This window comes from Salinimicrobium profundisediminis, assembly GCF_026241755.1.
Lineage (GTDB): Bacteria > Bacteroidota > Bacteroidia > Flavobacteriales > Flavobacteriaceae > Salinimicrobium > Salinimicrobium profundisediminis.
This window is the reverse complement of record NZ_JAPJDA010000035.1, coordinates 16,773-28,911: the sequence shown is the minus strand read 5'-3', so window position 1 is coordinate 28,911 and position 12,139 is coordinate 16,773. Positions and strand designations below refer to the sequence as shown.

Annotated in this window: 15 protein-coding genes; 11 read left to right on the top strand and 4 right to left on the bottom strand. The window is 41.5% G+C overall.

The features are described from left to right. The 3 genes from OQ279_RS16530 to OQ279_RS16520 form a co-directional block, all read right to left on the bottom strand. Positions 1-514, bottom strand: a 514-nt coding sequence (locus OQ279_RS16530; RefSeq protein ID WP_266071165.1) for a transposase, incomplete at its 3' end; no start/stop codon positions are given. Positions 515-602: 88 nt separating this feature from the next. After that, entirely contained in the window at positions 603-2,669 is a 2,067-nt protein-coding gene (locus OQ279_RS16525; RefSeq protein WP_266071164.1) for a M16 family metallopeptidase, read from the bottom strand. A 14-nt stretch (positions 2,670-2,683) separates the two neighbouring features. Further along, the gene (locus OQ279_RS16520) at positions 2,684-4,003 is read right to left on the bottom strand and encodes a M16 family metallopeptidase (RefSeq protein ID WP_266071163.1); all 1,320 of its coding nucleotides are present in this window, start codon (positions 4,001-4,003) and stop codon (positions 2,684-2,686) included. Between the two features lie 171 nt (positions 4,004-4,174). On the opposite strand from OQ279_RS16520, the gene OQ279_RS16515 reads away from it, so the two are divergent. From OQ279_RS16515 to OQ279_RS16495, 5 genes are all read left to right on the top strand, one after another. Further along, a complete protein-coding gene (locus tag OQ279_RS16515; protein WP_266071162.1) occupies positions 4,175-4,639 on the top strand; it encodes a DUF4199 domain-containing protein in 465 nt (154 codons plus the stop codon). Positions 4,640-4,732: 93 nt separating this feature from the next. Beyond that, on the top strand, positions 4,733-5,221 hold the full coding sequence (gene rplU / locus OQ279_RS16510; protein ID WP_266071161.1) for a 50S ribosomal protein L21: 489 nt from the start codon (positions 4,733-4,735) through the stop codon (positions 5,219-5,221). Positions 5,222-5,248: 27 nt separating this feature from the next. Continuing rightward, complete coding sequence (gene rpmA / locus OQ279_RS16505; RefSeq protein WP_029033996.1) at positions 5,249-5,509, top strand: 50S ribosomal protein L27; 261 nt, start codon at positions 5,249-5,251, stop codon at positions 5,507-5,509. 88 nt (positions 5,510-5,597) lie between these two features. Then, the gene (locus tag OQ279_RS16500) at positions 5,598-5,915 is read left to right on the top strand and encodes a hypothetical protein (protein WP_266071160.1); all 318 of its coding nucleotides are present in this window, start codon (positions 5,598-5,600) and stop codon (positions 5,913-5,915) included. 23 nt (positions 5,916-5,938) lie between these two features. Continuing rightward, the gene (locus OQ279_RS16495; protein WP_266071159.1) at positions 5,939-6,256 is read left to right on the top strand and encodes a putative signal transducing protein; all 318 of its coding nucleotides are present in this window, start codon (positions 5,939-5,941) and stop codon (positions 6,254-6,256) included. A 120-nt stretch (positions 6,257-6,376) separates the two neighbouring features. Here the strand turns inward: OQ279_RS16495 and ahcY are convergent, their stop codons facing one another. Continuing rightward, positions 6,377-7,693, bottom strand: coding sequence for an adenosylhomocysteinase (gene ahcY, locus OQ279_RS16490; protein ID WP_266071157.1), 1,317 nt, complete (start codon positions 7,691-7,693; stop codon positions 6,377-6,379). Between the two features lie 62 nt (positions 7,694-7,755). Here ahcY and OQ279_RS16485 point away from each other — a divergent pair, with 62 nt between their 5' ends. The 6 genes from OQ279_RS16485 to OQ279_RS16460 all read left to right on the top strand — a co-directional run bounded on the left by OQ279_RS16485 (position 7,756) and on the right by OQ279_RS16460 (position 12,139). Further along, a complete protein-coding gene (locus OQ279_RS16485; RefSeq protein ID WP_266071156.1) occupies positions 7,756-8,391 on the top strand; it encodes a 4'-phosphopantetheinyl transferase family protein in 636 nt (211 codons plus the stop codon). Next, positions 8,391-9,098 carry a phosphoglycerol geranylgeranyltransferase gene (locus OQ279_RS16480; protein ID WP_266071155.1) on the top strand — a complete coding sequence of 236 codons (708 nt, stop codon included), beginning with the start codon at positions 8,391-8,393 and terminating at the stop codon, positions 9,096-9,098. Before OQ279_RS16485 ends, OQ279_RS16480 begins: the two co-directional genes overlap by 1 nt. Before the next feature lie 85 nt (positions 9,099-9,183). Next, positions 9,184-9,444 (top strand): YkoF family thiamine/hydroxymethylpyrimidine-binding protein, encoded by a 261-nt coding sequence (locus tag OQ279_RS16475; protein WP_266071154.1) that lies wholly within the window; start codon positions 9,184-9,186, stop codon positions 9,442-9,444. Continuing rightward, entirely contained in the window at positions 9,428-10,063 is a 636-nt protein-coding gene (gene pnuC, locus OQ279_RS16470; RefSeq protein WP_266071152.1) for a nicotinamide riboside transporter PnuC, read from the top strand. The genes OQ279_RS16475 and pnuC overlap by 17 nt, the downstream gene beginning before the upstream one ends. Next, positions 10,021-10,584 (top strand): AAA family ATPase, encoded by a 564-nt coding sequence (locus OQ279_RS16465; RefSeq protein WP_266071151.1) that lies wholly within the window; start codon positions 10,021-10,023, stop codon positions 10,582-10,584. The genes pnuC and OQ279_RS16465 overlap by 43 nt, the downstream gene beginning before the upstream one ends. A 4-nt stretch (positions 10,585-10,588) precedes the next feature. Next, positions 10,589-12,139 carry a DUF4301 family protein gene (locus OQ279_RS16460; RefSeq protein ID WP_266071150.1) on the top strand — a complete coding sequence of 517 codons (1,551 nt, stop codon included), beginning with the start codon at positions 10,589-10,591 and terminating at the stop codon, positions 12,137-12,139.

The window sequence follows — 12,139 nt, the reverse complement described above, 5'->3', positions numbered from 1 at the left end:
GTTTTCTGATTCGCTCCTTACTGGTCTTAATGGATTTGCCCCACACAAAGGTGTAGCGGTTGGCGTTGGCCTCTATCTTAGTACCGTCCACGTAGAGTTCTTTAAGAGATAAAACTCCCTGTTCTGCCAATAACCCGACTACCTGGTTAAAGATGTTCTTGAACTTCCCCTTTAATCTTTTGCCCCTAAAGTCATTGATGGTATTGTGATCGGGCTTGCTCTGTCCGCTAAGCCACATAAAATGAACATTCTCTTGCAGGGCCTGTTCAATTTTTCTCGAGGAATAAATATTCCGAAGGTAAGAATAGATCACTACCTTAAGAAGCATCCGCGGGTGATAGCTCGAGGTACCTCCTCCTTTATAGCTCTTCTCAAGGGTACTAATGTCTAAATGATCTACAATGGTATTGACAATCCGGACAGGGTGATTCTTTGGAACCAGATCATCATAGCTGGGGGGAATAAGACTTAATTGATTTTGATGATAAGTCTTAAAAACTACTTTTCTGCTCATAGCCTAAAAATAAGCAGCTATAACTTTTTATACAAAAAAGAGGCTGCCTTTTCAGACAGCCTCTTTAGGTTTGAATTTATCTTGTTTTTTATTCAAAGTCTGCGTCAGTCACGTCTTCATTAACTTTAACATCACTCACCTGGAAGGTAAGAGTCATTGCTCCCATGGTTTGAGATAGCTGAAAAGGAAATTTGACCCCTTCTACTTCCCTGTAATCACTATAGGTGATAGGAATAGTCATGGTTTGTGGCCCCTGCTTCATGGTTTTCACTTGCTTGACCTTTAATCCGCTGTCTTTACTGTAGTAGTTAGTGGTGGTTTCATCCATTTTAACTGCATAGGCTTCTTGTCCATCTACGTCTTCTATCCCTTCTAAAGTGGCATTTTCGGCAATCATTTCAGGGAAGGGGTGGGCTTCAGCTTTTGCGGCAACTACCTGCTCTTCGGTGTAAGGTATCTTTTGTCCCTGCGCAGCAACAAAACCTGTAGCTCCATTAAATATCTGTTTTTGCACAACATTTCCTCCCATAGAGATCACAGTAGATGATTTTCCGGAAGAAGTAACTTTTGTCTCAAGATCCATTTTTTGCCCTTGAATTTCTGCTTGTGCGATCATGTAAACAGATTCAATATCATTAACGGCATCTTTTCCACCAACGGCCTGGATGTATTTATCAAATACTTTTGCAGCTGTCATTGACGGATCTACCTTTTTATTGTAGTCTGGTTTTTCGATGACGTTGGCATACTTGTCAAAATACTTTACAGGAATATCCTGTCCATTGTAAGTAAGGTTTTCAAGAGGTTCGGCTACTTCACTTCCTTTACCAACAACTACGATCCTTGCATTGTCTGCCAGGTAGTATTTTTTAGCTACTCTCTGGATATCTTCAGCGGTTACAGCGTTTATCTTTTTTAGGTATGTCTGGTAGAAATCCTGCGGAAGGTGATCTGTTTCGATGTTTAAGGCGTACTGGGCTATTGTAGATGGTCTCTCAAGAGCAAGAACAAAGTCTCCGGTGTATTTTGCCTTAGCGTTTTCCAATTCTTCAGCAGAAACTTTTTCGTTTCTTATTCTATGTAATTCATCAAGAAAAGCAACAACGGCAGAATCGGTTACTGCATTACGCACACTTGCGCTGGCAACAAAACGAGCCACATATTTGTCATCTCCCGTGCTGGAGTATGCTCCATAAGTGTAGCCTTTGTCTTCTCTAAGGTTAAGGAAAAGCCTGGCTTCTCCACCGCCACCAAGAATCTTATTGGCGATAAGGACAGGGAAATAGTCCGGATCTCCTTTTTGTAGCTGGATGGTATTGGTTACCTGCACTTCACTTTGAACTGCATTTGGAAAATCGACAAAGTTCACCTGAGTTTCAGGAACGTTTTTCACATCCTGCAGGGTGTTTTTTGGAAGTTCGCTTTTCTTCCAGCTGCCAAAGTTCTTTTCAACAAGCTTTTTAACTTCAGGAGTCTTTACATCTCCAATTACTACCAGGTAAGCATTTTGTGGTACATAATAGTTCTTGTAGTAGTTCTGGATATCTGCAAGAGTCAAAGCTTCAATAGATTCTTTGGTAGAGAACTCTCCGTAAGGGTGGTTTTTTCCGTAGCTAAGGGCAGAACTAATTCTGCGGGCATTTGAAGCCACATCTTTTTCTGAAGCTTTTATGTTTTCAAGAGCTCTTTCTTTTTCAGTTTCAAATTGTTCCTGTGTAAAGTTCGGGTTAAGGGCTCCTTTGCTCATCAACTCCAATACTCTTGGGAAGTATTTTGAAAGCGTATTGGCTGAAGCGCCACGTGAAAAGAAATTCACGCTTGCTCCCAGGTAGTCTATTTCCTCATTAAATTTGTCTTTCGGGATATCTTTTGTTCCTTCTCCCAGTACAGACCCCATGAGTTCAGAAACTCCTGCTTTGTCTCCTTCAGCATGTGGAGGGTTATCCATAGTGAGGGTCATAGAGACACGTGGCAATTTATGGTTTTCAACAACCAGTACTTTTAATCCATTTTTTAGAGTAAAAGTTTCAGGTGTGCCCAGGTTGATCTCTGGTGCAGGCCCTGCTTTGGGTTGTTGACTTCTGTCAATTTGTTGAGCCTGAATCCCTGTTGTAGCAAGGAATAATACTGCTAAGGCTAATATTTTGTTCTTCATCTTGTGATTAAATTTTATTGTTCAGATTCCTTCGGAAGGTATTCCAATTTCAATCTTTGATTCTCGTTGAGGTACTTTTTGGCTACGTCTCTAATTTCTTCACGGGTAATAGATCTATAGATGTCTATCTCCTCATTAATAAGATCGGTATTTCCATAAAGTTGCTGGTAAGTGGCCAGGGAGCTGGCAATTCCTGCTACACTGCTGTTTGAGTTCACATATCTGTTCTCAAATTTATTCTGAAGTTTTTCATATTCTCTCTGGCTGATCAATTCTGTCTGAAGTTTTTCAATTTCTTCATCAACTTCAGCAACAAGAGTATCAAGTTTAGTTTCTCCAAGAGGAAGACCAAAAACAACATACTGCCCGTAATCTTCCTGAGCAATGTTGAAGGCTCCTATTTGGAGGGCTTGTTTTTGATCGTCTACCAGTTTTTTGTAAAGGCGGGAAGACTTTCCATCAGAAAGGACAGAAGAGATCATATCGAGTACATAAGCATCGCGCTCTTTCATAGAAGGCGTTCTCCAGGCAAGTACAATAGCCGGGATCTGGATGTTTGGATCGTGATATTTGGCTTCGATTTCCTGGGTAATGGGTTCTTCAACAAAACTTTCCTTTACTACAGGCTCTCCCTTTTCAATAGGACCAAAATAGTCTTTGATCATTTCTTTGGTCTTTTCGATCTCTATATCCCCTGCAACTACAAGAGTAGCATTGTTAGGCACATAGAATTTTTCATTGAATGCGCGAAACTCTTCAAGAGTAGCAGCATCAAGATGATCCATAGAGCCTATTGTAGCCCAGCGGTAAGGGTGTTTTTCATAAAGGTTTTCCTTTACTGCAGCAAGAATGTTTCCGTAAGGTGCATTATCTACCCTAAGTCTTTTTTCTTCTTTCACTACTTCGTTCTGGGTATCTACTCCCTGTTGGTTAATTACCGGGTGCATCATTCTTTCAGATTCCATCCAAAGTCCCAGCTCCAGCTGGTTAGAAGGGAATATTTCATAATAGTAAGTGCGGTCATCGGAGGTATTCGCGTTGTTTGACCCTCCATTTGAGCTAACAATTTTGAACCATTCCCCTTTTGGGATATTTTTGGTGCCTTCAAAAAGAAGGTGTTCAAAAAAGTGTGCAAAACCGGTTCTTTCAGGATTTTCATCTTTGGCGCCTACGTGGTACATTACTGAGGTAGTGACTACCGGTGCCGAGTTGTCTTTGTGCAATATCACATCAAGACCGTTATCGAGAGTGTACTCGATGAATTCAACTTCCTGAGCCGTTCCCGTTACTCCAAGGAAAAGGCCAAGGGCAGCTAACTTAAGTTTGTTGATCATTATAGTATGGTTTTTATTAAATACAGTTTATAAGTAATATGAAGTGGGAATTTGTTACACAAATTCTTCATGCTTAGGGTTGAAATGTACAGAAAATTCTAAATTAACAAGCTCTTAAGGCATATTTCCTCTTATTTTTTGGAAATTTATAAAAATCACAAAACCCAACTCATGAAAAGATCATCTGTTCCATTGATATATGGAATTTATATCGCTATTGCATTAATAGGCTATTTCTTGTTGTTGTCCCTCTTGGATTTACACCAGAACCCCGCTTACAGTGTTTTTAACATGGTCATTACAGGAGGGGGAATCTTTCTAGCCATAAAAAAGTACCGGGATAAAAAGCTGGGAAAATTTAAATATCAAAAAGGCTTTATGGCAGGTCTTACGGCCGGCTTTGTGGCAACAGTTATTTTTACCGCTTTTTTCGCTGTCTACACAAGTGAACTTAACCCCAGTTTTTCTGAAGAACTTATCACCATGTGGGAAACCGATTGGTTTGTGAATATAGGAATGCTGGTGTTCACCGTTGCACTTATGGGCTTTGCTACTTCTCTGGTGGTAACCCTTGCCATTATGCAGCTGTACAAACCTTCATGGAATACCTCTGAGGGTAAGAAACATACATATTAAATAAAGCCTTTGCAAATTAATTAATTAGGAGTATATTTGCACCCGCCTTGAAAAATCTCAGGGCGAGAACGTAAACCCTTAATTAAAGACGCTATGTACGCAATTGTAGAGATAGCAGGGCAGCAATTTAAAGTTGCAAAAGACCAGAAGGTATTTGTTCACAGGCTTGCAGGAGAAGAAGGAGACAGTGTTTCTTTCGATAAAGTTCTTCTTACAGGTGACGGTGACAACATCACTTTAGGCGCCCCAGCTATAGAAGGAGCTTTGGTTGATGCTAAAATCACCAGGCACCTAAAAGGAGACAAGGTAATTGTCTTCAAAAAGAAAAGAAGAAAAGGTTACCGTGTAAAGAATGGACACCGCCAGGCTCTTACCGAAATTTCTATTGAAGGAATTTCTGTAAACGGTAAAAAAGCAACTTCAGCTAAGAAAGAAGAAGCAAAATCAACTAAAGAAGATAAAGCTTCCAATAACGACCTTAGCAACAACACAGTTGCCGAACTTCGTGAAATGGCTAAAGAAAAAGGAGTTGAAGGATATTCTTCAATGAAAAAAGCCGAATTGATAGCTGCTTTAAGCTAAACGTTTAACAGTAAAAAGTAAAAAGAAATGGCTCACAAAAAAGGAGTTGGTAGTTCCAAGAACGGTAGGGAATCTGAATCGAAACGCTTAGGTGTGAAGATCTTTGGAGGACAGGCTGCCATTGCTGGGAACATCATCGTTAGACAAAGAGGTACTGCGCACAATCCAGGTGAGAATGTGTATGCCGGAAAAGACCATACTTTACATGCCAGAGTTGATGGTATTGTAAAATTTACTAAAAAGAAAGACAATAAGTCTTACGTTTCTATAGAACCGTTCCAGGCTTAAGATCTTAATTTTTAAGATATTGTAACCCTTCTGAATTTATTCAGGAGGGTTTTTTTTATCTTTATAGGAAACCATAAAATTCAGGAGCATGAAGTACTTCACAATTTACTCTACAAAAGACGAAAATGAAGTTGCAGTCCTGAAAAGGGTGTATAGCGAAGAAGGGATCGATTATCGGGTCACCGAAGCAGATGAAAAAGGAGAAGTAAAAAGAGTGCAGGTTACTGAAGATGACAAGGGTAAAGCAAGGGAATTGCTCGATCAAACAGGCTTTCTTACCGCCAGTCAGGCACATGCTCCGGTTAGGAGAAGGATGGCTGGCAGGAGATGGATCTTCATCTTTCTCGCCGCATTCATCATTATCATAGTAGCTGTGGCTATCCTCATGTTTATGAATGTGGAATAAAAACTTATACCAATAAGGAAATTATGAGCTATTCTGCCATTTTTGAGACTTCAGCACAAAACCAGATCATCCTGCTTAAGAATATTTTTGAGCAAAATAATGTGAGGTACAGGATTTTTGATGAGGCTGCAAACACCAATTTCGCATTGGGAGTAAGAATAGAAGTTCATGACAATGATAAGAAAAGGGCTGAAGCCCTTCTCAGGGAAAACGGATTTTTAGATGGTTCTGCTTCAAAAGAAAGTGCGGTGTCTATGTCAAAATTCTGGTTGTGGCTGGTCATAGCCCTCATTTGTGTCATTTTCGCAGCCTTCTTCATCAACATGTTCATGAGGGGTTAAAAAAAAATCCCCTCCAAAAATGACATTTTTGAAGAGGATTTTTTAAAGGTATAATGAGTAATGAATAAGGGATAATCCTGGGGATTCAAGATTTTCCGTCTAATATCTCATATCTCAATACTAATATCTATAATACTCCGGTTTAAACGGACCTTCAACAGTTACTCCAATATATTTGGCTTGTTCTTCAGAAAGTTCTGTGAGTTCCACACCAATCTTTTCAAGGTGAAGGGCAGCTACTTTCTCATCTAAATGCTTCGGAAGCATATAAACTTTGTTTTCGTACTGGTCTGTATTCTTCCAAAGTTCGATCTGGGCCAGGGTCTGGTTTGTAAAAGAGTTACTCATTACAAAACTTGGGTGGCCTGTAGCGCATCCAAGGTTTACAAGACGACCTTCAGCAAGAAGAATGATATCTTTCCCGTCAATAGTGTATTTGTCCACCTGTGGCTTGATCTCAGATTTTGTGCTTCCGTAGTTTTCATTCAGCCAGGCTACCTGTATCTCATTGTCAAAGTGTCCAATGTTAGCAACAATGGTCTTATCTTTCATCGCCTTAAAATGCTCGGCACGAACGATGTCTTTATTCCCGGTGGTGGTAATAACGATATCAGCTTTTGGCAGTACGGTTTCAAGTTTCTTTACTTCAAATCCGTCCATTGCAGCCTGCAGAGCACAAATTGGATCAATCTCTGTAACGGTAACTATTGATCCTGCACCTCTAAAAGAAGCAGCAGTACCTTTACCAACGTCGCCATATCCACAAACCACAACTCTTTTACCTGCAAGCATCACATCTGTAGCACGACGAATTGCATCTACCGCACTTTCTCTACATCCGTACTTGTTGTCGAATTTTGACTTGGTTACAGAGTCGTTCACATTGATGGCGGGCATAGGAAGCGTTCCGTTCTTCATGCGCTCGTAAAGCCTGTGAACTCCGGTAGTGGTTTCTTCAGAAAGGCCTTTAATCCCTTCAGCAAGTTCGGGGTATTTGTCTAGTACCATGTTGGTAAGGTCACCCCCATCATCAAGGATCATGTTTAGTGGTTTGCGATCTTCTCCAAAGAAAAGCGTTTGCTCGATACACCAGTCAAATTCTTCAGCATTCATCCCTTTCCAGGCATAAACGGGAATTCCGGCAGCGGCAATTGCAGCGGCAGCCTGGTCTTGTGTTGAAAATATATTACATGAACTCCAGGTTACTTCGGCACCAAGGGCTACAAGAGTCTCTATAAGCACAGCAGTCTGGATGGTCATGTGAAGGCAACCGGCAATGCGCGCACCCTTCAAAGGCTGCTCTTTTCCATACTCCTCACGCAGGGACATAAGACCCGGCATTTCGGCTTCGGCAAGTTCTATCTCTTTTCTTCCCCATTCTGCCAGGGAAATATCTTTCACTTTATACTGGGTATAAGGCTCTGTTTTAGTTGACATATTATTATATTTGATTTAGCATATTCAGAAATGCAAAAATACAGAATATCTAAGAGTTATATATGCCCCTTTACAAAAGAATAACAATAAATAAAGCTACTAATGTGCTCATTTGGAAGATCGAAGAGTCTTTTGAAGAGTTAAGTAAAGGCATAACCCTCACCCCTTTATGCAACGACAGGGTGCAGGGTATGAAAAGTGATATTCACCGCCGCGGTTTTATGAGCGTACGGCATTTACTTGCCGAAGCTGGTTATGAAGACAGCGACCTCTTTTATGATGAAGCGGGGAAACCCCACCTGCGCGATGGCAAATATATTTCTATCACTCATTCCTTTAATTTCTCCGGAATTATTGTGAGTGACAGGGAAGTTGGGATCGATATTGAGAAACAGCGGGAAAAAATCCTCTTAATTGCACCAAAATTCACTCCTATAGAAGAGTACAGGACCCTCGCAAACACCGATGCACTTATTAGAAAGCTCACTATTGTTTGGGGCGCCAAAGAAGCTGTGTACAAACTCTACGCCCAGCCAAAAGTGAGTTTTTTGCAGCACATTAATATTACCGATTTCGATTTTGATGAGCAGAAGACCACCGGGAAGATCACTTTTAACGGCCAAACCAGCTGGTACGAATTTGAATTTACCGAGTTTGAAGGTTTCACCTGTGTCTACACTCTTCGAAAAGTTTCTTAATGCCAAAGGTGCTGGAGGAAATCATTACTGCAGAAAAAGCCGGCACAAAAATGCTGGCGGTATTAATAGATCCTGAAAAATTCGACTGCAGCACTGCTCAAAAATTCCTTCGGGAAATGCCATTTTTGACGACCCATATTTTTATTGGGGGCAGTACCTGTACGCCTGAAGCAGTAGAAGAATGTACAAAAGCCATTAAAGCCGAAACCCATCTTCCGGTAGTACTTTTTCCGGGTGACCACCAGCAAATTTCAGGTAAAGCCGATGCGCTCCTTTTTTTAAGCCTGCTCTCCGGAAGAAACCCCGACTACCTGATTGGGCAGCAGGTGAGATCTGTGCCTCTTATTTCAAAAACCAGGCTCGAAATCATTCCCACGGCCTATCTGCTCATAGATGGCGGAAAGGAAACTGCCGTACAAAGGGCCAGCAAAACCCAGCCGCTTCCGCAGAAGGATGTACAACAAATTGTAGACACTGCCATGGCCGGAAAATATATGGGGAAACGTCTTATTTACCTGGAAGCCGGTAGCGGCGCAAATATTCCTGTTGCAGCAGGAATAATTTCCGCAGTAAAAGAAGCAGTGCAATTGCCCGTTATTGTTGGCGGGGGCATAAGAACTAAAGAACAGCTTGAAGCTGCTTACCGTGCCGGGGCCAATATGGTGGTGATAGGCACAGCCTTCGAAAAAGGGTATTTTTTTCTCTGATTTTCTTCAGTCGCAGCAAAAGTTTTCAAAAAGGCCTGTTTTACGTCTTAATCTTCCTAATTTTGAGAAGACAAAAACTATCAACATGCAAATTTCAGTAGAACTTGCTCTTACTCCGCTTCAGGATGATTTTGAAGCGCCCATTAAAGACTTTATCAAGAAACTTCGCAGTTCGGGGTTGACTGTAATGGAAAATCCTTTGAGTACCCAAATTTACGGGGATTACGACAAGGTGATGGAATTCCTGACTGAAGAGGTGAGGGAAACTTTTCAGGCTTCAGATCATGTACTGCTTACGATGAAACTTGTAAAGGGAAATAGAAGCGATTATGCAGCCGATTTTTGATTTCTTTTTTCAGCAGTATTCAGATTATCCTACGCTTTACATAATTTTAGAACTCATTGCGGTGGTGTTCGGGTTTCTTTCGGTGTGGTATTCCAAGCAGGAGAATATCCTGGTTTACCCCACCGGAATTATTAGTACCGTCATCTTTGTTTACCTTCTGTGGCAGTGGGAGCTGCTGGGAGATATGATGATCAACGTATATTATTCTACCATGAGTATTTACGGCTGGTATGTATGGACGCGCAAGGTAGATGCCCGGCATTACATTCCCATCACCACCACCACTCAAAAAGAGCATTTTTGGAGCCTCATCATTTTTGTTGCTACCATGGCTTTTACTTTTGGGATCTACGAGTATTTTGACAAGTGGAATAGCTGGACCGCTTATGTAGACACCGTGACCACGGCCATCTTTTTTGTAGGTATGTGGCTCATGGCACGAAAAAAACTCGAAAACTGGATCTACTGGATCGTGGGTGATATTATTTCTGTGCCATTATATTTTTACAAGGGGCTCACTTTTACCAGTTTGCAGTACCTTTTGTTCACAATAATCGCAGTTTACGGATATAAAACATGGAAGAAGAGCTTGAGCAGCGGCGGTCACGTGATGTCATAAAAATTGTCCTGTTTGGACCCGAGTCTACAGGAAAAACCACTCTGGCCCAAATGCTGGCCAAACATTACAATACGCAGTGGGTGCCCGAATATATGAGGGAATACCTGCAAAAGAAGTGGGATGAACAGCAGGAGACCTGCGAACCTCATGACCTTTTGCCTATAGCCCGTGGCCAGATAGCCATTGAAAACCTGAAGGAAGCTAAAGCCAGTAAATATCTTTTTTGCGATACCAACCTGCTTGAACTGGTAGTCTACAGCCGTGCCTATTACAACGAATTTGTTGATCAAGTCCTTCTTAAACATGCGTTAAAGGCACAGTACGATCTCTATTTTTTAACGTATATTGATGTTCCCTGGGTTGAAGATGATCTTCGCGACCGCCCTGAAGACAGGGATGAAATGTTCGCCAGATTTAAAAAAGCCCTTGATGACAACCATTTACCCTACCGCATCCTGGAAGGTGACTTGCAGCAGCGGCTGGAAATGGCGGTAAAAATTATTGATCAACTAAAAAAATAGACCATTGGACTTTAGTGAAAAGGACATCTCCCACTTCAGGGAGAAAGGGATCTCTCCCGAAAAAGTAGAAGAGCAAATTAAGATCTTTAAAAGAGGAAATATCGTAGTTAACATCAGGGAGGCAGCTACAGTAAAAAACGGAATCCTCTCATTTTCCGAAGAAAAGAAAAACGAACTTACAGCACTTTACGAATCGAGAAAGGATGATCTTGATCTCCTCAAATTCGTGCCGGCATCGGGCGCAGCCACCCGAATGTTTAAAGCTTTTTACAATCTGCTGAAGGAATTTGATCCCGAAAATGAAAATTTGGATGAATATATAGATCAAAAGAACGAGCAGAGCCTCGAAGTCTTTTTTAACCGCATAAAAGATCTTCCTTTTTACGATGAGGTAAAGAAAAGGGCTGTCCAGGCTACCCCGGGTTACGAACAAATGCCAGAGGACCGTCAACAGTATTTGTTTGTAAAATACATGCTGCAGGAGGATGGATTAGATCTTGGAGATCAACCTAAAGGTCTCGTGCCATTCCATAAATATGATGACCATCTTGCCACAGCTTTTGAGGAACATTTAGTTGAGGCTATAGATTACGCGGCTTCTGGTAAGAAAGTGCGTATCCATTTTACGGTTGCTAAAGAGCACAGGGAAAAATTTGAAGAGGAAGCCAGGGAAGTGGTGCCCTGCCTGGAACGGGAAACAGGCTATAGGTTTGAGATTTCTTATTCTTACCAGGACCAAAAAACTGATACTGTTGCGGTTACCAAAGAAAATGAACCCTTTAGGGATGAGGATGGAGAGATCTTCTTTAGGCCCGGCGGCCATGGTGCCCTCATCCAAAACCTGAATGACCAGGAGGCCGACCTTATCTTTATAAAGAACATTGACAATGTAGTGATCCCAAAGAACAGGGAACTTCTTGCTTCCTATAAAAAAATGTTGGGAGGTAAGTTACTGCAGCTGCAGGAGAAGGTTTTTAAATATCTTGAGCAGCTGGAGCAAGGTGCCTCAGCAGATGAACTTCAGGAGATGGCAGAATTTCTTCAGAAGGGATTAAATGCAGGCCTTAGCGTAAATTTCGACGATCTCACTGCAGAAGAAAAACCTTCAGTAATAAAGAACCTTCTCAACAGGCCCATTCGTGTTTGTGGTATGGTTAAAAATGAAGGGGAACCGGGAGGAGGACCTTTCTGGATAACTCATAAGGATGGTAAGATCTCTTTGCAAATTGTAGAAAGTGCACAGATAGATCACGAAAATTATCAGCAGAGCAAGATAGCTAATGAAGCTACCCACTTTAATCCTGTAGATATAGTATGTTCTACCAAAGATTACCGCGGAGGCAAATTTGATCTCGACAAGTACGTTGATGAGGATACCAGCTTCATTGCTAATAAAACAAAAGACGGGAAAGAGCTTAAGGCTTTAGAGCTTCCGGGCTTATGGAACGGTGGAATGGCCTACTGGAATACCATCTTTGTAGAGGTGCCGGTAGAGACCTTTAATCCGGTGAAAACTGTAGCCGATCTTTTAAAATCTTCACACCAGGTACAGTAA

Excerpts from the sequence above, each read along its gene's own strand:
- ahcY (WP_266071157.1), bottom strand. The coding sequence starts at position 7,693 with ATGTCAACTAAAACAGAGCCTTATACCCAGTATAAAGTGAAAGATATT.
- OQ279_RS16525 (WP_266071164.1), bottom strand. The coding sequence starts at position 2,669 with ATGAAGAACAAAATATTAGCCTTAGCAGTATTATTCCTTGCTACAACA.
- rplU (WP_266071161.1), top strand. The coding sequence starts at position 4,733 with ATGTACGCAATTGTAGAGATAGCAGGGCAGCAATTTAAAGTTGCAAAA.
- OQ279_RS16465 (WP_266071151.1), top strand. The coding sequence starts at position 10,021 with ATGGAAGAAGAGCTTGAGCAGCGGCGGTCACGTGATGTCATAAAAATT.
- rpmA (WP_029033996.1), top strand. The coding sequence starts at position 5,249 with ATGGCTCACAAAAAAGGAGTTGGTAGTTCCAAGAACGGTAGGGAATCT.
- OQ279_RS16515 (WP_266071162.1), top strand. The coding sequence starts at position 4,175 with ATGAAAAGATCATCTGTTCCATTGATATATGGAATTTATATCGCTATT.
- OQ279_RS16520 (WP_266071163.1), bottom strand. The coding sequence starts at position 4,003 with ATGATCAACAAACTTAAGTTAGCTGCCCTTGGCCTTTTCCTTGGAGTA.
- OQ279_RS16495 (WP_266071159.1), top strand. The coding sequence starts at position 5,939 with ATGAGCTATTCTGCCATTTTTGAGACTTCAGCACAAAACCAGATCATC.
- pnuC (WP_266071152.1), top strand. The coding sequence starts at position 9,428 with ATGCAGCCGATTTTTGATTTCTTTTTTCAGCAGTATTCAGATTATCCT.
- OQ279_RS16480 (WP_266071155.1), top strand. The coding sequence starts at position 8,391 with ATGCCAAAGGTGCTGGAGGAAATCATTACTGCAGAAAAAGCCGGCACA.
- OQ279_RS16475 (WP_266071154.1), top strand. The coding sequence starts at position 9,184 with ATGCAAATTTCAGTAGAACTTGCTCTTACTCCGCTTCAGGATGATTTT.
- OQ279_RS16485 (WP_266071156.1), top strand. The coding sequence starts at position 7,756 with ATGCCCCTTTACAAAAGAATAACAATAAATAAAGCTACTAATGTGCTC.
- OQ279_RS16500 (WP_266071160.1), top strand. The coding sequence starts at position 5,598 with ATGAAGTACTTCACAATTTACTCTACAAAAGACGAAAATGAAGTTGCA.